This is a genomic window from Streptomyces asiaticus (assembly GCF_018138715.1).
GTDB lineage: Bacteria > Actinomycetota > Actinomycetes > Streptomycetales > Streptomycetaceae > Streptomyces > Streptomyces asiaticus.
In genome coordinates this window covers 2,420,084-2,440,609 of sequence record NZ_JAGSHX010000006.1, presented here as the reverse complement: position 1 = coordinate 2,440,609, position 20,526 = coordinate 2,420,084, and the positions used below count along the sequence as shown (strand labels likewise).

Below are 20,526 nucleotides of genomic sequence, written 5' to 3'. Positions count from 1 at the left end.
AGTGCTGCTGGTGGACGATCATCCCCTCTTCCGGGAGGGCCTGGCCGCCGCCGTCAATCTCGATGACGCGTTCACCGTCGTCGGCCAGGCGGCCTGCGCGGACGGGGCGATGGCCGAGGCCGTGCGCACCGGTCCGGACCTGGTGATGATGGATCTCGCACTGCCGGGCCGGTCCGGGCTGGAGGCGACCCGGCGGATCCTGTGCGATCACCCTGAGATCCGGGTGCTGGTCATGACGATGTCCGAGGACGACGACAGTCTGCTGGCCGCCCTGCGCGCCGGAGCCCGCGGCTATCTCCTCAAGGGCGCGGGCCGGGACGAGATCCTGCGGGCCCTGCACACCGTGGCGCGCGGTGGCGCGGTCTTCAGCCCGCGGATGGCCGAGCGGCTCGGGGCGCTGGTCGGCGCGTCGGGCTCGGCGTCCGCGAAGGAGGCGTTCCCGACGTTGACCGCCCGGGAGCTGGAGGTGCTGGATCTCCTCGCGGCCGGGCTCGGCTATCGCCAGATCGCCCAGCGGCTGGTGGTGACGGACAAGACGGTGCGCAATCACGTCGGATCGATCTTCGCCAAGCTCCAGGTGCGCGACCGCGCCCAGGCGATCGTGCGCGCCCGGCAGGCCGGGCTGGGAGGCGAATGACTCGCTCCCGCTCGTGGCTGATACTGGGTGGCGTTATGGAATACCTCATCCTTGCCGTAGTCATCGCTGTGGTCGCGGTCGCCGCGATCAGCGGGCTCGTGATCAGCGGCCGCAAGAAGAAGCGGCTGCCCCCGCCCCCGCCGAGCAGCCCCACCGTCACCGCGCCGCCCGCCGAACCGCACGTCGGTGAGGAGGCCGAAACCCCGCGTGAGGAACCACGCAGAACCATCGAGGAGGTGGATCTTCCGGGCGCCGGGGCCGCGACCGCGGAGGCACCCGCGCCCGAGGCCCCGCCGCTCGAGGTCCCGGAGCCGACCGCCGGCCGGCTGGTCCGGCTGCGCGCCCGGCTGTCCCGCTCCCAGAACACTCTGGGCAAGGGGCTGCTGACGCTGCTGTCCCGGGAGCACCTCGACGACGAGACCTGGGAGGAGGTCGAGGACACGCTGCTGACCGCGGACGTCGGTGTGGCGCCGACCCAGGAGCTGGTCGAGCGGCTGCGGGAGCGTGTGAAGGTGCTCGGCACCCGTACGCCCGACGAGCTGCGCGGTCTGCTGCGCGAGGAGCTGCTGCACCTGATCGGCACCGAGGCCGACCGTTCGGTGCACACCGAGAGCGGTGTGGGCGCGAACGGTGAGGAGAAGCCGGGCGTCGTCATGGTTGTCGGCGTCAATGGCACCGGTAAGACGACCACGACCGGCAAGCTGGCCCGGGTGCTCGTCGCCGACGGCAAGTCGGTGGTGCTCGGCGCGGCCGACACCTTCCGTGCCGCCGCCGCCGATCAGCTCCAGACCTGGGGCGAGCGGGTCGGTGCCCGTACGGTCCGGGGCCCGGAGGCCGGCGATCCGGCGTCGGTCGCCTTCGACGCGGTGAAGGAGGGCATCGCCGAGAGCGCGGATGTCGTCCTTATCGACACCGCCGGGCGGCTGCACACCAAGACCGGTCTGATGGACGAGCTGGGCAAGGTCAAGCGGGTCGTGGAGAAGCACGGTGCGGTGGACGAGGTGCTGCTGGTCCTGGACGCCACGACCGGGCAGAACGGCCTGGTGCAGGCGCGGGTGTTCGCCGAGGTGGTGGACATCACCGGCATCGTGCTGACCAAGCTGGACGGCACCGCCAAGGGCGGCATCGTGGTGGCGGTCCAGCGCGAGCTGAACGTCCCGGTCAAGCTGGTGGGCCTGGGCGAGGGCGCGGACGACCTCGCGCCGTTCGAGCCGGAGGCGTTCGTCGACGCGCTGATCGGCGGCTGAGGCCGGTGGAGGGGGGATCACCCGTATCGCGCCGGACGGGCCGGGGTCGAACTCCCGGCCCGTCCGGCGTTCGCACGCGAGGGGCGGGCCGCCTTCAGCCCCCGGCCCGATGACTCAGATAGGCCAGGGTCCCCAGCACCAGCCGGGCGTGCGGCGGGCGGCCCGCGGTGTCGAGGGTCGGCGGGCGCAGCCAGCGGACCGGTCCGAGGCCGCCGAGGTCCGAGGGCGGGGCGGTGATGTGGTCGCCCGGGCCCAGGCAGCGCAGATCGAGATCGGCGTCGTCCCACCCCATGCGGTACAGCAGCTCGGGGAGTTCGGCGGCGGCGCCGGGGGCGACGAAGAACTGGGCGCGCCCGTGCGGGGTGGCGGCCACCGGGCCGAGGGGCAGCCCCATCCGCTCCAGCCGGACCAGCGCGTGTCCGCCCGCGTACTCCGAGACCTCCAGGATGTCGAACGAGCGGCCCACGGGCAGCAGTACGGCCGCTCCAGGGACCCGCTCCCACGCGGCCGCGGCGGCGTCCAGCGTGGCGCCCGCCGGGACGCCGGGGGTGAAGCCGAGCGGATGCGCCCCCGGGGAGGGACAGTCCCGGTCACCGCATGAACATTCGTTTCTGCCACCCCCCGAGCCCCGTGCCGCCCGCGCGCCCGGCACCACGTCCCAGCCCCACAGCCCGGTGTACTCCGCCACCGTCGTGGACTCGGACGTACGGCCGCGGCGCCGCGAGCCGGACCGCATGTCCCGGATGCCGCCGATCGTGAAGCCCATGCCCCCTCCAACGGGTCCCGCTCTCGATGGTTACGAGCCGAAGCGCCGCGATGACGCTCCGTCGCCGATGAGGTGCGGAGGTGTGCGCTCCGATGTGACGGAGGTGGTGAGACGCGACTCGCGCGCCCCCACATGCACCCCTTCACCTGTTCCCGTCGCCTCGGTGTCAAGTGAATCGTGGGAAACCGCAACCGGGTTCATTCGAAGGGGTGGCGAATGGTGGCGTTTTCGGGAACCGCCTCGCCGGAGGCGTGATCGTAGGATTACTTTCAGTGCGCAGTCCCTGGAAGTGGCGCTCGCTCGAATGCGAGCTGACGACGGGCGGAGTACGGATCGGTACATGCCACTGGCATGAGGCGGTTCCCCGTCCGGACGGTTGATACGCCGCATCGCGGGGACAACTGACCGTGACAGAGGGCATTCTGGTGGCGGTCCGGGAAGATTCGTGGGATGGGGGCGTTCCGGGTGGGCGACAGCGGCGGCGGTGCTGGGAAGCGCCCCAATGCGCAATTGGGGTCGTGGTTCGTGCGCAGCGGCTGGTCGAAGGGGGAGCTGGCGCGCCAAGTCAACCGCAGAGCGCGGCAGTTAGGTGCCCACCACATCAGCACGGACACCTCGCGGGTGCGCCGCTGGCTGGACGGCGAGCAGCCCCGCGAGCCGATTCCGCAGATCCTCTCCGAGCTTTTCTCCGAGCGCTTCGGCTGTGTGGTCGGCATCGAGGACCTCGGGCTGCGCGTCGTCCACCGGTCACCGTCCGTGTCCGGGGTGGACCTTCCCTGGGCCGGGCCCGAAACGGTGGCGCTGATCGGTGAGTTCTCCCGCAGCGATCTGATGCTGGCCCGCCGCGGCTTCCTCGGCACCTCGCTCTCGCTGGCCGCGGGCCCCGCCCTCATCGAGCCCATGCAGCGCTGGCTGGTGCCCTCCACGAGCGGACAGCCCGGCGGCGCCCGGGCGGCCGACGGCGGGCGCGCGCGCCGGGTCTCCCGGCTCTCCGAGCCGGAGCTGGAGCTGCTGGAGTCCACCATCGTGATGTTCCGCGCCTGGGACGCCCAGTGCGGGGGCGGGCTGCGCCGCAAGGCGGTGGTCGGCCAGCTGCACGAGGTCACCGACCTGCTCCAGGAGCCGCATCCGGACGCAGTCTCCAGGCGGCTGTTCAAGGTCGCGGGCGAGCTCGCCCAGCTGGCCGGGTGGATGAGCTATGACATCGGACTCCAGCCCACCGCGCAGAAGTACTTCGTGCTCGCCCTCCACGCCGCCAAGGAGTCCGGCGACCGCCCCCTCGGCTCGTACGTGCTCTCCAGCATGAGCCGCCAGATGATCCACGTCGGGCGGCCCGACGACGCGCTGGAGCTGATCCACCTCGCGCAGTACGGCAGCCGGGAGAACGCCACGCCGCGCACCCAGGCCATGCTGTATGCGATGGAGGCCCGCGCCTACGCCAATATGGGCCAGCCCAGCAAGTGCCACCGCGCGGTGAAGATGGCCGAGGACACCTTCGCCGATTGCGCCGGGGGCGACGGCGACCCGGACTGGATCCGCTTCTTCTCCGAGGCCGAGCTCAACGCGGAGAACGCCCACTCCTACCGCGATCTCGCCTATGTGGCCGGCCGCAGCCCCACGTACGCCAAGATGGCCGACCCGGTGATGCGCAAGGCCGTGCGGCTCTTCGGCCAGGAGACCGAGAACGAGTCCGGCCCCCAGCGTTCGTATGCGCTCAACCTGATCGGCATGGCCACCGTCCACCTCCTCCAGAAGGAGCCCGAGCAGGCCGCCGCGGTCGCCCGCGAGGCGCTGCCGCTCGCCAAGCGGGTGCGCTCGGAGCGGGTCAACAACCGGCTGCGCAAGACCGTGGACACGGCGGTGCGCCAGTTCGGCGACGTGCCGGAGATCACCGATCTCAGTGAGCGGCTGGCCACCCTGATGCCCGACAACCCCGAGACGACGGGGCCCGGCCAGGCCGTCTGAGCGGCCCCGGCGATGATCGCGACACCGTAACGGAAGGCTCCGGCCCGACCACCGCGGTTCACCGCCGCGTAACACTCCCGCGTCCTTCGTCACTGCGGTGAAACATCGGGCGGCATCGGCTGAAACGGCGCTGCGCCAACCTCGAGGCGCATACCGGCCCACCGATGTCCTGCCCGCACGGGCCGTCGCTTCGAGGAGACGTCCACATTGAATGGCGCAAATACAGCGTTCGTCTTGATCAGCGCTGCGCTCGTGATGCTGATGACCCCTGGCCTGGCCTTCTTCTACGGCGGCATGGTGCGGGTGAAGAGCGCCCTGAACATGCTGATGATGTCCTTCATCTCGCTCGGCGTCGTCTCGCTGCTGTGGGTGCTGTTCGGCTACTCGCTCACCTTCGGAGATGACGTCGGCGGCGGGCTGCTGGGCAATCTCGACCACATCGGATTCAAGGGCATCGACCCGACCTCGCTGTGGGGCGACAAGCCGGACGCGATCCCGGTCCTGGCCTTCGCGCTCTTCCAGCTGATGTTCGCGGTGATCACCCCCGCGCTGATCAGCGGAGCCGTCGCCGACCGCGTGAAGTTCGGCGCCTGGACGCTCTTCATCACCCTGTGGTCCACGGTCGTCTACTTCCCGGTCGCGCACTGGGTCTGGCAGGCCGACGGCTGGCTGTTCAAGCAGGAGGTCATCGACTTCGCGGGCGGTACGGCGGTCCACATCAACGCGGGCGCCGCGGGCCTCGCCGTGGCCCTGGTGCTCGGCAAGCGCATCGGCTTCAAGAAGGACCCGATGCGCCCGCACAACCTGCCGCTGGTGATGCTCGGCTCCGGTCTGCTGTGGTTCGGCTGGTTCGGCTTCAACGCCGGCTCCGCCCTCGCCGCCAACGGGACCGCCGCCAACATGGCCTTCAACACCCAGGTCGCCACCGGCGTCGCCATGCTGGGCTGGCTCGCCTACGAGCGCATCCGGCACGGCGCGTTCACCACCCTGGGCGCCGCCTCCGGCGCGGTCGCGGGCCTGGTCGCCATCACCCCCTCCGGCGCGGCGGTCAACGCCTGGGGCGCCATCGTGATCGGCCTGGTGGCCGGAGTCGTCTGCTCCTGGGCCGTCAGCCTCAAGTACAAGCTGGGCTACGACGACTCGCTCGACGTGGTCGGGGTGCACCTGGTCGGCGGCCTCATCGGCACCCTCCTGGTCGGCGTCCTCGCCACCGACGGCGTCGGCGGCATGACCCAGCTGGGCAAGCAGGCCCTCGGTGCCTTCACAGTGCTGCTCTACTCCTTCGCCGTCTCCTGGATCCTGGCCAAGCTCATCCACGTCACCATCGGCTTCCGCGCCAGTGAGGACGATGAGCTCGGCGGCCTCGACCAGGCGTTCCACGCCGAGACCGCCTACGACTTCAGCGCGGTCGGCGGGTCCCCGCGTAGTACGGTGCCCGCCGCGGGCCAGGCCGGCGCGTCCGCGCCGCAGAAGCCGCACAACAAGAAGGTGGACGCGTGAAGCTCATCACCGCAGTAGTGAAGCCGCACCGGCTCGACGAGATCAAGGAAGCGCTGCAAGCGTTCGGCGTGCAGGGGCTGACCGTCACCGAGGCCAGCGGCTACGGCCGTCAGCGCGGCCACACCGAGGTCTACCGGGGCGCGGAGTACACCGTCGACCTGGTGCCCAAGGTGCGCATAGAGGTGCTGGTCGAGGACGAGGACGCCGACGACCTCGTCGACGTCGTGGTCAAGGCCGCGCGTACCGGAAAGATCGGGGACGGCAAGGTCTGGAGCGTCCCCGTCGAGACCGCGGTCCGCGTCCGCACCGGGGAGCGCGGCCCGGACGCCCTCTGACCCCTCTGGACCACCAGTGGCACGCGGACAGGGAGCCGAGTTGACGGAAAGCCTCGAGACCACGACCCACACCACCGACTCGGGGCCCGGCGGCTACGCGGCGGCCCGGCTGCGACTCCTCCAGGAGGAGTCGCGGTCCGGGCCGCCGCGCCGCGCCGCCCTGGCCGACCTCACCGACCGGTGGCTGGCCGCCCTGCTCACCGGCGGCGCGGAGACCACGGGGATCGCCCAGGGCGCCGCCCTGGTGGCCGTCGGCGGCTATGGACGCGGCGAACTCTCCCCGCGCAGCGACCTCGATGTGCTGCTGCTGCACGACGGCTCCGCCGACCGTTCGGCCCTCGCCGCGCTCGCCGACCACATCTGGTACCCCGTCTGGGACATGGGCCTCGCCCTCGACCACTCCGTGCGCACCCCCGACGAGGCCCGCGGGACCGCCGCCGAGGATCTGAAGGTCCAGCTCGGCCTGCTCGACGCCCGCCACATCGCGGGCGACGCCGCGCTCACCGCCGATCTGCGCACCACCGTCCTCGCCGACTGGCGCGCCCAGGCCCCGCGGCGGCTGCCCGAGCTCCACGCGCTGTGCCAGGAGCGCGCCGAGCGCCACGGAGAGCTCCAGTTCCTGCTCGAACCCGATCTGAAGGAGGCCCGCGGCGGGCTCCGCGACGCCACCGCGCTGCGCGCCATCGCCGCCTCCTGGCTCGCCGACGCCCCCCGCGAGGGACTCGACGACGCGCGGCGGCGGCTGCTGGACGCCCGCGACGCGCTCCACCTGTCCACCGGGCGCGCCACCGACCGCCTCGCCCTCCAGGAGCAGGACCAGGTCGCGGGCGCCCTCGGACTGCTGGACGCCGACGCCCTGCTGCGCCAGATCTACGAATCCGCCCGGATCATCTCCTACGCCTCCGATGTCACCTGGCGCGAGGTCGAACGGGTGCTGCGCGCCCGCTCGGCCGCCCGGCCCCGGCTGCGCGCCCTCCTCGGCGGCCGCGGCGGGCGCGGGGGTGCCGGAAGCGGGGCGGACGCGGGGGAGCGCAGCCCGCTCGCCGAGGGCGTGGTGGAGCAGGACGGCGAGGTGGTGCTGGCCCGCGCCGCGCGCCCCGACCGCGACCCCGTGCTCCCCCTGCGGGCCGCCGCGGCCGCCGCCCAGGCCGGACTGCCGCTGTCCCTGCACGCCGTACGGCGGCTGACCGCCGCCGCCCGGCCGCTGCCCGTGCCGTGGCCGCTCGAGGCCAGGGAGCAGCTGATCACACTGCTGGGCGCGGGCGAGTCCACCGTCGGAGTGTGGGAGGCGCTGGAGGTCGAGGGGCTGATCACCCGGCTGCTGCCGGACTGGGAGCGGGTGCGCTGCCGTCCGCAGCGCAACCCCGTCCACCGCTGGACCGTGGACCGGCACCTGGTCGAGACCGCGGTCCGGGCCAGCGCCCTCAGCCGCCGGGTCGGCCGCCCCGATCTGCTGCTGGTCGCCGCGCTGCTGCACGACATCGGCAAGGGCTGGCCCGGCGACCACTCGGTGGCCGGGGAGATCATCGCCCGCGATGTCGCCGCCCGTATCGGTTTCGACCGCGCGGACGTCGCGGTCCTCGCCACCCTCGTACGCCACCATCTGCTGCTCATCGAGACCGCCACCCGCCGCGATCTGGACGACCCGGCCACGGTGCGCTCGGTCGCCGAGGCCGTCGGCAGCGTCACCACCCTGGAACTGCTGCACGCCCTCACCGAGGCCGACGCCCTCGCCACCGGCCCCGCGGCCTGGAGCGCCTGGCGCGGCTCCCTCGTCACCGACCTGGTCAAGCGGGTCTCGGCGGTGCTCGCGGGCGAACCCGCGGACGACTGGTCCACCCCGCAGCAGACCACGGCCGAGCAGGAGCGCCTCGCGGTCGAGGCATGGCGCACCGGCGGCCCGGTGCTGGCCCTGCACGCCCGCTCCGAATCACTGCCGCCCGGCGAAACGGGCCTCCTTACGGACGTCACCGAAGGGCCGTCGGAGGAGGGGCCCATCGGCCCCGAACCGATCGGCGTGGAACTCCTCATCGCCGTCCCCGACCAGCCCGGCGTCCTCGCCACGGCGGCCGGTGTCCTCGCCCTGCACCGCCTTACGGTGCGCGCGGCGGACCTGCGCGCCGTCGAGCTGCCGTCGGAGCTGGACGCGGCGGAGGAGGTAGGCGCAGCCGGCGGGGTACTGCTGCTGAGCTGGCGGGTGGCGGCCGAGTACGGCTCGCTGCCCCAGGCCGCCCGGCTTCGGAACGACCTGCTGCGCGCCCTGGACGGCTCCCTCGACATCGTCGCCCGCCTCGCCGAGCGCGAGGCCGCCTACCGCAAGTACCCCCGCCGCCGCGGGGTGCACGCCCCACCACCCCGGGTCACGGTCGCCCCCGGCAGCTCCCAGCTCGCCACCGTGATCGAGGTCCGCGCCCAGGACGCCCCCGGCCTGCTGCACCGCATCGGCCGCGCCCTGGAACACGCCGGCGTCGCGGTCCGCAGCGCCCACGTCTCCACCCTCGGCGCCAACGCGGTGGACGCGTTCTATGTCACAGATGACGCCGGCGCCCCCCTGAAGCCCATGCACGCGGCCGAGGTGGCCCAGCAGGTCGAAGCCGCGCTGACCAGCACGCCGGGCACGTAGGGCACGAGTCGACCCGCCCGGAGCCTGGGGAGCGGGGCCTGAGCCTCGCTCGGGTCACCGTCGTCTGAGGGGGGCGGATCGGCCCGCCTCCCAGCCTCTCCGGCACTTGGGGAGCGGGGCCGGGAGGGGCTGAGCCGCGCTCAGGGCCACCGTGGCCCGAGGGGGCGGGTCGCCCCACTTCCCAGCCCCTCCGGCGTTTGAGAGCGGGGACTGAGCCCCCTCGGGCCAGCATCGTCTGAGGGGGGCGGATCGGCCCGCCTCCCAGCCCCTCCGGCGCTTGAGGAGCGGGGTCCGGGGCGGAGCCCCGGCGGGGGCACGGGGGCGGAGCCCCCGGAACAACAGTCGCGTCGCAAACCCGGGGGCAGACCGTTCGCACGACGGGCGGATACCCTTGGAGGCCGACCACCGACCCGACATCCGACCGAAGGATTCGCGACCACCGTGTTCGATACCCTCTCCGATCGCCTCGCAGCGACTTTCAAGAACCTCCGGGGCAAGGGACGCCTCAGCGAGGCGGACATCGACGCCACGGCACGCGAGATCCGGATCGCCCTGCTCGAAGCCGACGTGGCGCTGCCCGTCGTCCGGGCGTTCATCAAGCAGGTCAAGGAGCGCAGCCTCGGCGCGGAGGTCTCCCAGGCGCTCAACCCCGCCCAGCAGGTCATCAAGATTGTCAACGAGGAGCTCGTCGGCATCCTCGGTGGCGACGCCCGGCGCCTCCGCTTCGCCAAGCAGCCGCCGACCGTGATCATGCTCGCGGGTCTCCAGGGCGCCGGTAAGACCACGCTCGCCGGAAAGCTCGGCCGCTGGCTGAAGGGCCAGGGCCACACCCCGCTGCTCGTCGCCTGTGACCTCCAGCGCCCCAACGCCGTCAACCAGCTCTCGGTGGTCGCGGAGCGGGCCGGTGTCGCCGTCTTCGCCCCCGAGCCGGGCAACGGCGTCGGCGACCCGGTGAAGGTGGCGCAGGACTCGATCGAGTTCGCCCGCACCAAGCAGCACGACGTCGTGATCGTCGACACCGCGGGCCGCCTCGGCATCGACGAGGAGCTGATGCGGCAGGCCGCCGACATCCGCGACGCGGTCCGCCCGGACGAGGTCCTCTTCGTCGTCGACGCGATGATCGGCCAGGACGCGGTGAACACCGCGGAGGCGTTCCGCGACGGCGTCGGCTTCGACGGTGTGGTGCTCTCCAAGCTGGACGGCGACGCGCGCGGCGGTGCCGCGCTGTCCATCGCGCATGTCACCGGCCGCCAGATCATGTTCGCCTCCAACGGCGAGAAGCTGGACGACTTCGACGCGTTCCACCCGGACCGCATGGCGTCCCGCATCCTCGGCATGGGCGACATGCTCAGCCTGATCGAGAAGGCCGAGCAGACCTTCAGCCAGCAAGAGGCCGAGAAGATGGCGGCCAAGCTGGCGAAGGGCCCCAAGGAGTTCACGCTCGACGACTTCCTGGCGCAGATGGAGCAGGTCCGCAAGATGGGCTCCATCTCCAAGCTGCTCGGCATGCTGCCGGGCATGGGCCAGATGAAGGACCAGATCAACAACCTGGACGAGCGGGATGTGGACCGCACCGCGGCCATCATCAAGTCGATGACCCCCGGCGAGCGCCAGGACCCCACGATCATCAACGGCTCGCGCCGCGCCCGTATCGCCCGCGGTTCCGGCGTCGAGGTGAGCGCGGTCAAGAACCTGGTGGAGCGGTTCTTCGACGCGCGCAAGATGATGTCGAAGATGGCCCAGGGCGGCATGCCGGGGATGCCCGGGATGCCGGGCATGCCGGGCATGGGCGGCGCCAACAAGCGCAAGGGCAAGCAGCAGAAGAAGGCCAAGGGCAAGCAGCGCTCGGGCAACCCCATGAAGCGCAAGGCCGAGGAGCAGGCCGCCGCGGCGCGCCGCGAGCAGGGCGGCGCGTTCGGGCTGCCCAACGGCGACCAGGGCGGCCAGGACTTCGAACTCCCCGACGAGTTCAAGAAGTTCATGGGCTGAGCCGCCCCGGCTCCCGGGCCGCGTCCGTACGAGCGAACCGTAAGGCCCCTGCGCACACCGCCAGGGGCCTTACGCAACGGGCCCGTTCAGACCCGGCAGATCAGATAGCGGAAGACGTTCGGCATCCACACCGTGCCGTCCGCCCGCTGATGCGGATGCAGCGCCTCGGTGATCTCCTTACGGACCTGGATCGGATCCGTGGCCCGCTCCGCCGCGTCGAACAGCCCCGTCGACAGCAGCCCGCGCACCGCGCTGTCCATATCGGCGTACCCGAACGGGCAGGCCACCCGGCCCGAGCCGTCGGGCCGCAGGCCCGCCCGCGCGGCCAGCTCCTCCAGGTCGTCCCGGCCGCACAGCCGCCAGCGCGCGGGAGGGGGCACCTCCCGGCCGGGGGCGCACATGGGGTCGGCGAGCCGGGCGCCCACCCGCAGCACCCCGGAGGTGGCGCAGCGCTCCGGCGGGCCCCATCCGGCGAGCACCACGACCCCGCCGCGCTCGGTTCCGGCCGCGGCGGCCGCGAGCGTGGACGCCGCGTCGGACACCGTCGCACCTGGGCTCCCCGCGCCCAGGGCCGACAGCGGCTCGAAGGCGGTCACCACCGTGAAGGCCGCGTCCGCCGCGGCCTCCCGCACACAGGGGCTCTCCGGGCCGCCGAGGCCCAGCCGGGCGGGCCGCGCCCGGTCGTCCGGCGTGTCCGCGGCGGTCAGCCGCTCCCGCGCGAGGTCCAGGCGCCGCTCGTCCGTGTCCACTCCGCAGACCGCGGCGCCGCGCGCGGCCGCGATGAGGAGGGCGAGCCCGGAGCCGCAGCCCAGGCCCAGCAGACGCGTTCCGGCGCCGACGTCCAGCCGTTCGTACACGGCCTCGTACAGCGGGACCAGCATCCGCTCCTGGATCTCCGCCCAGTCGCGGGTGCGAGCGTGCGCGTCCGTCGTCCACGACGAGGAGGGGCGCGGGCGGTGCCGCCGTACGAGCGTAGATGTCATCGAAAGGGCCCCAATCAGCGAAGAGCTGTGCCGTCGTCAGATTCGGTGTCACATCCCCCGTGGTGCGCTTCCCCCGTGGTGCGTTGTGACGTCCCACCCCCAAATGCCAGGGAACTCCGCATCCGTCCCCGCGTCCAGAGGTTTCACGGCCGTGCTTGCGTGCCCCCTTTGTGCGCCCCCGCACACCTGTGCGTACGCCTCGCTCCCCGAACCGCCCCCTGACCTCCGCCGGGCCGCCGGACGGCCGCGGGCGGTGGCCGGCACTGATCGGCTCGTTTTGGTCCGATTCCCGGTTCGGTACCCCCGGGCCGTACGATCGGCGCCATGGCTAAGGCTCCCGTGCTCACCCCCCAGACGGAGGACTTCCCCCGCTGGTACCAGGACGTGATCAACAAGGCCGAACTGGCCGACAACGGCCCGGTGCGCGGCACCATGGTGATCCGACCGTACGGGTACGGGCTGTGGGAGCGGATGCAGCAGGACATGGACGCCCGCATCAAGGCGGTCGGCGTCCAGAACGCGTACTTCCCGCTCTTCATCCCGCAGTCGTATCTGGCCAAGGAGGCCGATCACGTCGAGGGGTTCGCGCCGGAGCTCGCGGTCGTCACCCATGGCGGCGGTAAGGAGCTCGAGGAGCCGGTCGTCGTCCGGCCCACCTCCGAGACGATCGTCAACGAGTACTTCTCCAAGTGGGTGCAGAGCTACCGCGATCTGCCGCTGCTGATCAACCAGTGGGCCAATGTGGTGCGTTGGGAGCTGCGGCCGCGGCTGTTCCTGCGGACGACCGAGTTCCTGTGGCAGGAGGGCCACACCGCGCACACCTCGTACGAGGACGCCCGGGACTTCGCCGCCCGCATCCACCGCGAGGTCTACGCCCGGTTCATGGAGGACGTCCTGGCGATGGACCTGGTCCTGGGCCGCAAGACCGCCCGGGAGCGGTTCGCCGGCGCCCTCAACACCCTCACCCTCGAAGGGATGATGGGCGACGGCAAGGCGCTCCAGCTGGGCACCAGCCATGAGCTGGGCCAGAACTTCGCCCGGGCCTTCCACACCAGCTATCTGTCCAAGGACGGTGAGCAGGAGCTGGTCTGGCAGACCTCCTGGGGCAGCACGACCCGGATGGTCGGCGCGCTGGTGATGATGCACGGCGACGACAACGGGCTGCGGATCCCGCCGCGGCTGGCCCCGATCCAGGTCGTGGTGCTGGCGATCAAGGGCGATGACGCGGTGCTCGCCAAGGTCCGCGAGATCGGCGAGCTGCTCACCGCGGCGGGCGTGCGGGTCCACGTCGACGACCGTACGGACACCCCCTTCGGCCGACGCGCGGTCGACTGGGAGCTCAAGGGCGTGCCGGTCCGGGTCGAGGTCGGCCCGCGCGACCTGGAGGGTGGCACCGCGATGGTGGCCAGGCGGATCCCCGGCGGCAAGGAGCCGGTGCGCGCCGAGCTGCTGCCGGAGCTGCTGCCCAAGGTCCTGGAGGAGGACCAGGCGCTGCTGCTGCGGCAGGCCCGTGAGCGCCGTAAGGCGCGCACCACGGACGTGACGACCATGGAGGAGGCCGCCGAGGCCGCGGCCGCGGGCGGCTGGGCCCGCATCCGGTGGGCGGACCTGGGGCCGGAGGGCGAGGCGGCGCTCGCCGAGCGGTCCGTGTCCGTGCGCTGTCTGGTCACCGAGGACGGGGCGGTGCCGGACGCCGACGACGCTCCCGGTAACGTCGCGTTCGTCGCGAGGGCCTACTGACGTCGCAAGGGCCTACTGAACCGGTACGTACCGGCTTGGTGCGCGATGCGTGGCTCATCCATACATTTACGCACCCGCCCCTCGTCGTCGTACATCACCGTGAACTGACTGGTACGTGCAAATTATTTGGGATGCCCCGGAATCGGAACACCGGACCGGTCCCGCTCGTTAGCACGACGTGAGCACGACACCACCTGTTCTCGCCGCAGAGCTGGCGCAGGCGTGGGCCGATATTCAACGGCACCACCCCGAGCTGCCGGATCTCGCCGCGCCCGAATCGCTGATCGGAGAATCGTCGTCCGCATGTGGCGCCGAGCTCTCCTTCGAACGGCTGCTGCATGAGGCAGTGCATGGGATCGCCGCTGCCCGCGGTGTCCGTGACACCTCACGCGCCGGCCGCTACCACAACCGCCGGTTCCTGGCGATCGCCGAGGAGCTGGGGCTCGACCACCCCGAGGAGCCGCATCCCAGCAGCGGCTTCTCGCTGGTCACCCTCAGTCCCGAGGCGAGAAAGCGGTACCGGACGACGATCGACCGCCTCCAGCGCGCGCTCAAGGCGCACACCGTGGCGACCACCGCCGAGACCTCCCGCACCTTCCGCGGGCCCGCCGCGCGCCACGGCTCGTCCGGTGGCGGGGTCCGGGTCAAGGCGGTGTGCGACTGCGGGCGCAATGTCCGCGTCGTCCCGTCGGTGCTGGCCCAGGCGCCGATCATGTGCGGCGGATGCGGGAAGCCGTTCCGCATTCCGGAGCCGGTGGCCGCGGTCGGCTGACCTGTCACGGTGTGGCAGAATGGTCTGCTGTACTCGACAGTCGACCAGGACCCCTCTCTCCTACGACTGACGCGTCCATCGGGCACTCGGGTACCGCAACCCCACGCGGCACGTCGCAGTGCTCAACCACGTCAAGACCAGGAGACACCACTCCCGTGGCAGTCAAGATCAAGCTGAAGCGTCTGGGCAAGATCCGGTCGCCTCACTACCGCATCGTCGTTGCCGACTCCCGTACCCGCCGTGACGGCCGGGCGATCGAGGAGATCGGTCTGTACCACCCGGTGCAGAACCCGTCGCGCATCGAGGTGGACTCGGAGCGCGTGCAGCACTGGCTGAAGGTCGGCGCGCAGCCGACCGAGCCGGTGCTGGCCATTCTGAAGGTCACCGGCGACTGGCAGAAGTTCAAGGGTCTGCCCGCCCCGGCTCCGATGAAGGTCGCCGAGCCCAAGGCCGACAAGCGCGCGCTGTTCGAGGCGGCCGCCAAGGACGCCGGAGACGAGCCGAAGGGTGAGGCGATCACCCCGAAGGCGAAGAAGGCCGACAAGAAGTCGGACGAGGCGGCCGAGTCCGCTGAGTCCACCGCGTCGACTGAGGCCTGAGGATGCTCGAGGAGGCCCTCGAGCACCTGGTGAAGGGCATCGTCGACAACCCCGACGACGTGCAGGTGGCCTCGCGCGACCTGCGGCGTGGACGGGTGCTGGAGGTCCGGGTGCACCCCGATGACCTCGGCAAGGTGATCGGCCGCAATGGCCGCACCGCACGCGCCCTGCGCACCGTCGTGGGCGCCATCGGCGGCCGTGGGATCCGCGTCGACCTCGTCGACGTCGATCAGGTCCGCTGAGGCGATCAAGAAGAGCACCGGCACGGGCCGGGGAGGGCTTTGGGCCGTCCCCGGCCCGTGTGTGTGAAGGGACATCGCATCGTGCAGTTGGTTGTCGCGCGGATCGGCCGTGCCCATGGCATCAAGGGCGAGGTCACCGTCGAGGTGCGGACGGACGAGCCGGAGTTGCGGCTCGGTCCGGGCGCCGTGCTGGCCACCGAGCCCGCCTCGGCCGGGCCGCTGACCATCGAGTCCGGCCGGGTGCACAGCGGCCGGCTGCTGCTGCGCTTCGAAGGCGTACGCGACCGCAACGCCGCGGAGGCGCTGCGCAACATCCTGCTGATCGCTGAGGTCGACCCGGAGGTACTCCCCGAGGATCCCGAGGAGTTCTACGACCATCAGCTGATCGACCTCGATGTGGTCACCGTGGACGGCACGGAGGTCGGGCGGATCTCCGAGATCTCCCATCTGCCGTACCAGGACCTGCTGGTCGTGAAGCGCCCCGACGGGGGTGAGGTGATGATCCCGTTCGTCTCCGAGGTCGTGCCGGAGATCGATCTGGAGGAGCAGCGCGCCGTGATCGACCCGCCGCCGGGCCTGCTCGACGAGGCGGAGGCGGAGATCGCGGGCAGCCGTAAGGACGAGACCGGGGGCGACGACCGTAAGGGCGGCATAGAGACCGACCGCAAGAGCGCGGCCGTGGCCGGCGGGGACACCGCGGGTGACGACCGTAAGGGCGACACCGGGGGCGGCCGTGAGGATGAGCCGTCATGAGGCTCGACGTCGTCACGATCTTCCCCGAGTACCTGGAGCCGCTGAACGTCTCGCTGGTCGGCAAGGCCCGCGCCCGCGGCCAACTCGACGTGCGCGTCCACGATCTGCGCGCCTGGACGCACGACCGGCACAACACGGTCGACGACACCCCGTACGGCGGCGGCCCCGGCATGGTGATGAAGCCCGAGCCCTGGGGCGAGGCGCTTGACTCGATCATGGCGTCGGGCGAGGCCGAGGGGCTGGTCAAGCCCACGCTGATCGTGCCGACCCCGAGCGGCCGTCCGTTCACCCAGGCCCTCGCCGTCGAGCTCGCCGAGCGCCCCTGGCTGGTCTTCGCGCCCGCCCGCTACGAGGGCATCGACCGGCGGGTGATCGATGAGTACGGCGAGCGGCTGGAGGTCCACGAGGTCTCGATCGGCGACTACGTCCTGGCTGGCGGCGAGGCCGCGGTGCTGGTGATCACCGAGGCGGTGGCCCGGCTGCTGCCGGGCGTGCTGGGGAACGCCGAGTCGCACCGTGACGACTCCTTCGCCCCCGGCACGATGGCCGACCTCCTGGAGGGGCCCGTCTACACCAAGCCCCCGGAGTGGCGCGGCCGCTCCATCCCGGAGGTGCTGATCAGCGGCCACCACGGCAGGGTCGCCCGCTGGCGCCGGGACGAGGCGTTCCGCCGTACCAGCGAGAACCGCCCCGATCTGATCGAGCGCTGCGACCCGGCGACGCTCGACAAGCATGACCGCGCGCTCCTGGCCGAGCTGGGCTGGGAGGAGCTGCCCGGGACGGGCGGGGCGACCGGCGGTACGACCAGCGGGGCGACCGGTGGGGCCCGATTTGGGCGGCCGGACCGGGCCGTGGAAGAATAGACCGCTGCCGTACGTCCGGGTGTGCGCCCCTGCCACAGGGGGACCGACGCCCACCCGATGAGGGCGGCACTCCGAATCATCATCCGATATTCCGCTGATGACCTGTGGCATCGGCGAGGAAAGCAGACGATCATGTCTCACCTGCTCGACACCGTCGACTCCGCGTCGCTGCGCACCGACATCCCGACCTTCCGCCCCGGCGACACGGTCAACGTCCACGTCCGCGTCATCGAGGGCAACCGCTCCCGTGTGCAGCAGTTCAAGGGCGTCGTCATCCGCCGCCAGGGCTCCGGTGTCCGCGAGACCTTCACCGTCCGCAAGGTGAGCTTCAGCGTCGGCGTGGAGCGCACCTTCCCGGTGCACACCCCGATCGTCGAGAAGATCGAGGTCGTCACCCGCGGTGATGTGCGCCGCGCGAAGCTGTACTACCTGCGCGACCTCCGCGGCAAGGCCGCCAAGATCAAGGAGAAGCGCGAGAGCTGAGCTCGCGGCTGGATCGCGGCGATTTTGCGCGACTACTGAGCTACCGCCGGATCATCCGGCCGGGCCGGATAGGCTCTGGCCCGATGAACACCGAAGGACAGCTCGCGGAGCGCGACCGCTCCCCGGGCTCCGAGAAGGAGCACGAGGGGCGGTCGCGCTCTTCGTATGCCTCCGCGCGGGCCGGGGAGCCCCGGTCCGCCGGGCGGCTGCCGCAATGGCTGCGCGGGGGCCGGCCGACCGGCGGCGGGCGCTGGCGGCGGGCGGCGCTGCTCGCGACCGCTTGTGCCGCGTTCGTGCTGCTGGTGAGCGGCTTTGTGCTCCAGCCGTTCCTGATCCCGAGCGGTTCGATGGAGAGCACCCTGCGCCCCGGGGACAGAGTGCTTGTGAACAAGCTCGCCTACCGTTTCGGGGACGATCCGAGCCGCGGCGACGTTGTCGTGTTCGACGGAGCCGGTTCCTTCGGAGAGGAGGAGCCGTCCGGGAATCCGGTGACGGGTCTGCTGCGCAAGGCGGCCGCGGCGGTCGGGCTGGCCGAACCGGCCGAGTCCGACTACGTCAAGCGCGTGGTGGGCATCGGTGGTGACCGGGTCACCTGCTGCGACGAGCGGGGGAGGATCGAGGTGAACGGTCAGCCGGTGGACGAGCACTATCTGCACCCCGGGGACAGCCCCTCGCGGGTGCGCTTCGACATCGTGGTGCCCGAAGGACGGCTGTGGGTGATGGGCGACCACCGCGACGCCTCCCGGGACTCGCGCGACTACCTGGGCGCCCCGGGCGGGGGCACGGTCCCCGTCGACAAGGTGATCGGCCGCGCCGAATGGATCGGCTGGCCGTTCGGCCGCTGGTCCGGCGTACCCCGGACGGACGCCTTCACGAGTGTGCCCGCGGCGCCCGGCCGCATACCGTCCGCCGCTCCCGGCGGTGCCCATGGGTAAGCGTGGGCGTCCTCGTGCCGGGGCGCGCCAGGCCGCTCCGCCCCCAGGTGTCGACCTGGGCACTCCCCGTCCGCCGGGCGAGCGCCGGGTGGGCGGGCGCGCGGAGCGGCGCAAGATCCAGCGGCGTATCAAGCGCAGGCGGCGCCGTTCGGCCGTCAAGGAGATACCGATCCTGGTGGGCGTGGCGCTGGTGATCGCGCTCGTCCTGAAGACCTTCCTGGTGCAGGCGTTCGTCATTCCGTCCGGCTCGATGGAGCAGACCATCCGGATCGGCGACCGGGTGCTGGTGGACAAGTTCACCCCGTGGTTCGGCTCGAAGCCGGAGCGCGGCGATGTGGTGGTGTTCAAGGACCCCGGGGGGTGGCTGGACGACGAGCGGAAGCCACCCAAGGACGACCCGCCGGTCATCAAGCAGGGCAAGGAGTTCCTGACCTTCATCGGGCTGCTGCCGTCCTCCGACGAGCAGGACCTGATCAAGCGGGTGGTCGCCGTGGGCGGCGACACGGTGGAGTGCTGCGATACGAACGGTAAGGTCACCGTCAACGGGACGCCGCTGAACGAACCGTATCTGCACCCGGGCAACCCGCCGTCGCAGAAGCAGTTCAAGGTGACGGTCCCTCAGGGGCGGATGTTCGTGATGGGTGATCACCGGTCCAACTCGGCGGACTCCCGGGTCCATCTGGACGAGCCGTACCAGGGCACGGTGCCGGACAACATGGTGGTCGGCCGCGCCGTGGTGATCGCGTGGCCGTTCGGGCACATGCGGCGCCTCGAGGAACCGGGCACCTACGCCTCGGTGAAGGACGCGCCGAGTGGGGCGACACAGGCCGAGGGCTCGGCACATAGGCTGTCCCCCATGGATCAGCAAGGAATGGTCCAGCTCCCGACCCCTGCGGAACTCCCGCTCGTTATGGGAGTGGTGATCCTGCGCCGTTCGTGGGGCAGGCGGCAGTCAGGCGTGAGGAGTGGATGTGGGGGATTTGGCGGTCGGCGCACGATCCGGTCACGAAGAGCCCGAGAGGCAGCCCGGGACGGGGGCGGAACACCCCACGGACGGGGCGGACGAGGCGCCCGAAGCCGGTGCACCCACGAACGGGGCGGCTGCCGCGCCGAGGGCGTCGGACCCACACGGAGCCGATGGCGGGCCGGAGCCCTCCGATCCCCAGGACGGTCCCGGCGCGGCTGATCCGCCCGGGCCCGGGGACGACGGGGCGTCGAAGCCGGGCCCCGGGAAGCCCGGCGGGCCCGGGAAGCTCGGCAAGCCCAAGAAGGTGCGCTCCTTCTGGAAGGAGCTGCCGATCCTGGTCGTCATCGCGCTGGCCCTGGCGCTGCTGATCAAGACCTTCCTGGTGCAGGCGTTCTCGATCCCGTCCGACTCGATGCAGGACACCCTCCAGCGGGGCGACCGGGTGCTGGTGGACAAGCTCACCCCGTGGTTCGGCTCCGAGCCGGAGCGCGGCGAGGTGGTCGTCTTCCACGACCCGGGCGGCTGGCTCGGCGAGTCGCAGACCAAGAGCTCCGGCCCGGTCGCCGAGGGTATCCAGAAGGCGCTCAGCTTCATCGGGCTGATGCCGTCGGCGGAGGAGAAGGACCTGATCAAGCGGGTCATCGCGGTCGGCGGGGACACCGTCTCCTGCAAGCGCGGCGGCAAGGTCATGGTCAACGGCAAGCCGCTGGACGAGCCGTACATCTTCCCCGGGAACACCCCCTGTGACGAGAAGCCGTTCGGCCCGATCAAGGTGCCCGAGGGCCGGATCTGGGTGATGGGCGACCACCGGCAGGACTCGCTGGACTCCCGCTACCACCAGAACCTGAACAACGGCACGGTCTCGGTGGACGATGTCGTCGGGCGCGCGATCGTCATCGCCTGGCCGATCAACCGCTGGACCACCCTGCCGGTGCCGAGCACCTTCGACCAGCCGGGTCTGGGCGCGGCCGCCGCGATGGCCCCCTCGGCCCTGGGGGTCGCGGGTGCGCTGCCGATCGTGCTGTGGCGCCGCCGCCGGCTGATCGCCAAGGTCCGTACGGAGGCCGAGAGCCGGCCGGAGCGGTTGACCGCCGACTGCTGACGGGGCCCGTACCGCCGGGTAAGGT

At 71.7% G+C, this 20,526-nt stretch carries 18 protein-coding genes and 1 pseudogene; 17 read left to right on the top strand and 2 right to left on the bottom strand.

The window, feature by feature from the left end:
* Positions 1-10 precede the first annotated feature (10 nt).
* The gene (locus KHP12_RS17890; protein WP_202979606.1) at positions 11-637 is read left to right on the top strand and encodes a response regulator; all 627 of its coding nucleotides are present in this window, start codon (positions 11-13) and stop codon (positions 635-637) included.
* A gap of 35 nt (positions 638-672) precedes the next feature.
* Positions 673-1,884: a signal recognition particle-docking protein FtsY gene (gene ftsY / locus KHP12_RS17885; RefSeq protein ID WP_086880661.1), complete on the top strand. Its 1,212-nt coding sequence runs from the start codon at positions 673-675 to the stop codon at positions 1,882-1,884.
* Positions 1,885-1,978: 94 nt separating this feature from the next.
* Here the strand turns inward: ftsY and KHP12_RS17880 are convergent, their stop codons facing one another.
* Positions 1,979-2,650 (bottom strand): bifunctional DNA primase/polymerase, encoded by a 672-nt coding sequence (locus KHP12_RS17880; RefSeq protein ID WP_086880662.1) that lies wholly within the window; start codon positions 2,648-2,650, stop codon positions 1,979-1,981.
* Between the two features lie 450 nt (positions 2,651-3,100).
* On the opposite strand from KHP12_RS17880, the gene nsdA reads away from it, so the two are divergent.
* The 5 genes from nsdA (at position 3,101) to ffh (ending at position 11,062) form a co-directional block, all read left to right on the top strand.
* The gene (nsdA, locus tag KHP12_RS17875; protein WP_086880663.1) at positions 3,101-4,615 is read left to right on the top strand and encodes a transcriptional repressor NsdA; all 1,515 of its coding nucleotides are present in this window, start codon (positions 3,101-3,103) and stop codon (positions 4,613-4,615) included.
* 207 nt (positions 4,616-4,822) lie between these two features.
* A complete protein-coding gene (locus KHP12_RS17870) occupies positions 4,823-6,115 on the top strand; it encodes an ammonium transporter (protein ID WP_086880664.1) in 1,293 nt (430 codons plus the stop codon).
* Complete coding sequence (locus KHP12_RS17865; protein ID WP_014055184.1) at positions 6,112-6,450, top strand: P-II family nitrogen regulator; 339 nt, start codon at positions 6,112-6,114, stop codon at positions 6,448-6,450. The genes KHP12_RS17870 and KHP12_RS17865 overlap by 4 nt, the downstream gene beginning before the upstream one ends.
* Before the next feature lie 40 nt (positions 6,451-6,490).
* Positions 6,491-9,073, top strand: a complete 2,583-nt coding sequence (locus tag KHP12_RS17860) for a [protein-PII] uridylyltransferase (RefSeq protein WP_210609949.1) — start codon at positions 6,491-6,493, stop codon at positions 9,071-9,073.
* A 441-nt stretch (positions 9,074-9,514) separates the two neighbouring features.
* Positions 9,515-11,062, top strand: a complete 1,548-nt coding sequence (ffh, locus tag KHP12_RS17855; protein ID WP_086880638.1) for a signal recognition particle protein — start codon at positions 9,515-9,517, stop codon at positions 11,060-11,062.
* Between the two features lie 86 nt (positions 11,063-11,148).
* Here ffh and KHP12_RS17850 read toward each other — a convergent pair whose 3' ends face one another.
* Positions 11,149-12,045 carry a methyltransferase domain-containing protein gene (locus KHP12_RS17850; RefSeq protein ID WP_086880639.1) on the bottom strand — a complete coding sequence of 299 codons (897 nt, stop codon included), beginning with the start codon at positions 12,043-12,045 and terminating at the stop codon, positions 11,149-11,151.
* 324 nt (positions 12,046-12,369) lie between these two features.
* On the opposite strand from KHP12_RS17850, the gene proS reads away from it, so the two are divergent.
* The 10 genes and pseudogenes from proS to lepB (KHP12_RS17800) all read left to right on the top strand — a co-directional run bounded on the left by proS (position 12,370) and on the right by lepB (KHP12_RS17800) (position 20,501).
* Positions 12,370-13,785 carry a proline--tRNA ligase gene (gene proS / locus KHP12_RS17845; protein ID WP_086880640.1) on the top strand — a complete coding sequence of 472 codons (1,416 nt, stop codon included), beginning with the start codon at positions 12,370-12,372 and terminating at the stop codon, positions 13,783-13,785.
* A 178-nt stretch (positions 13,786-13,963) separates the two neighbouring features.
* The gene (locus KHP12_RS17840; RefSeq protein WP_030834213.1) at positions 13,964-14,557 is read left to right on the top strand and encodes a hypothetical protein; all 594 of its coding nucleotides are present in this window, start codon (positions 13,964-13,966) and stop codon (positions 14,555-14,557) included.
* A 155-nt stretch (positions 14,558-14,712) separates the two neighbouring features.
* Entirely contained in the window at positions 14,713-15,156 is a 444-nt protein-coding gene (gene rpsP / locus KHP12_RS17835; RefSeq protein WP_037948612.1) for a 30S ribosomal protein S16, read from the top strand.
* A gap of 2 nt (positions 15,157-15,158) precedes the next feature.
* Positions 15,159-15,398 carry an RNA-binding protein gene (locus KHP12_RS17830; protein WP_014153811.1) on the top strand — a complete coding sequence of 80 codons (240 nt, stop codon included), beginning with the start codon at positions 15,159-15,161 and terminating at the stop codon, positions 15,396-15,398.
* A gap of 81 nt (positions 15,399-15,479) precedes the next feature.
* The gene (gene rimM, locus KHP12_RS17825) at positions 15,480-16,151 is read left to right on the top strand and encodes a ribosome maturation factor RimM (RefSeq protein ID WP_086880651.1); all 672 of its coding nucleotides are present in this window, start codon (positions 15,480-15,482) and stop codon (positions 16,149-16,151) included.
* A complete protein-coding gene (gene trmD, locus KHP12_RS17820) occupies positions 16,148-17,014 on the top strand; it encodes a tRNA (guanosine(37)-N1)-methyltransferase TrmD (protein WP_211833164.1) in 867 nt (288 codons plus the stop codon). The genes rimM and trmD overlap by 4 nt, the downstream gene beginning before the upstream one ends.
* A 132-nt stretch (positions 17,015-17,146) precedes the next feature.
* On the top strand, positions 17,147-17,497 hold the full coding sequence (gene rplS / locus KHP12_RS17815; RefSeq protein ID WP_086880642.1) for a 50S ribosomal protein L19: 351 nt from the start codon (positions 17,147-17,149) through the stop codon (positions 17,495-17,497).
* 83 nt (positions 17,498-17,580) lie between these two features.
* The gene (gene lepB, locus KHP12_RS17810) at positions 17,581-18,432 is read left to right on the top strand and encodes a signal peptidase I (RefSeq protein ID WP_086880643.1); all 852 of its coding nucleotides are present in this window, start codon (positions 17,581-17,583) and stop codon (positions 18,430-18,432) included.
* Positions 18,425-19,465 (top strand): annotated as a pseudogene (gene lepB, locus KHP12_RS17805) (signal peptidase I); the annotation flags it as partial. The gene lepB (KHP12_RS17810) and the pseudogene lepB (KHP12_RS17805), both read left to right, overlap by 8 nt.
* Positions 19,413-20,501, top strand: a complete 1,089-nt coding sequence (gene lepB, locus KHP12_RS17800; RefSeq protein WP_372455306.1) for a signal peptidase I — start codon at positions 19,413-19,415, stop codon at positions 20,499-20,501. The pseudogene lepB (KHP12_RS17805) and the gene lepB (KHP12_RS17800), both read left to right, overlap by 53 nt.
* The last annotated feature ends 25 nt before the right edge of the window (positions 20,502-20,526 follow it).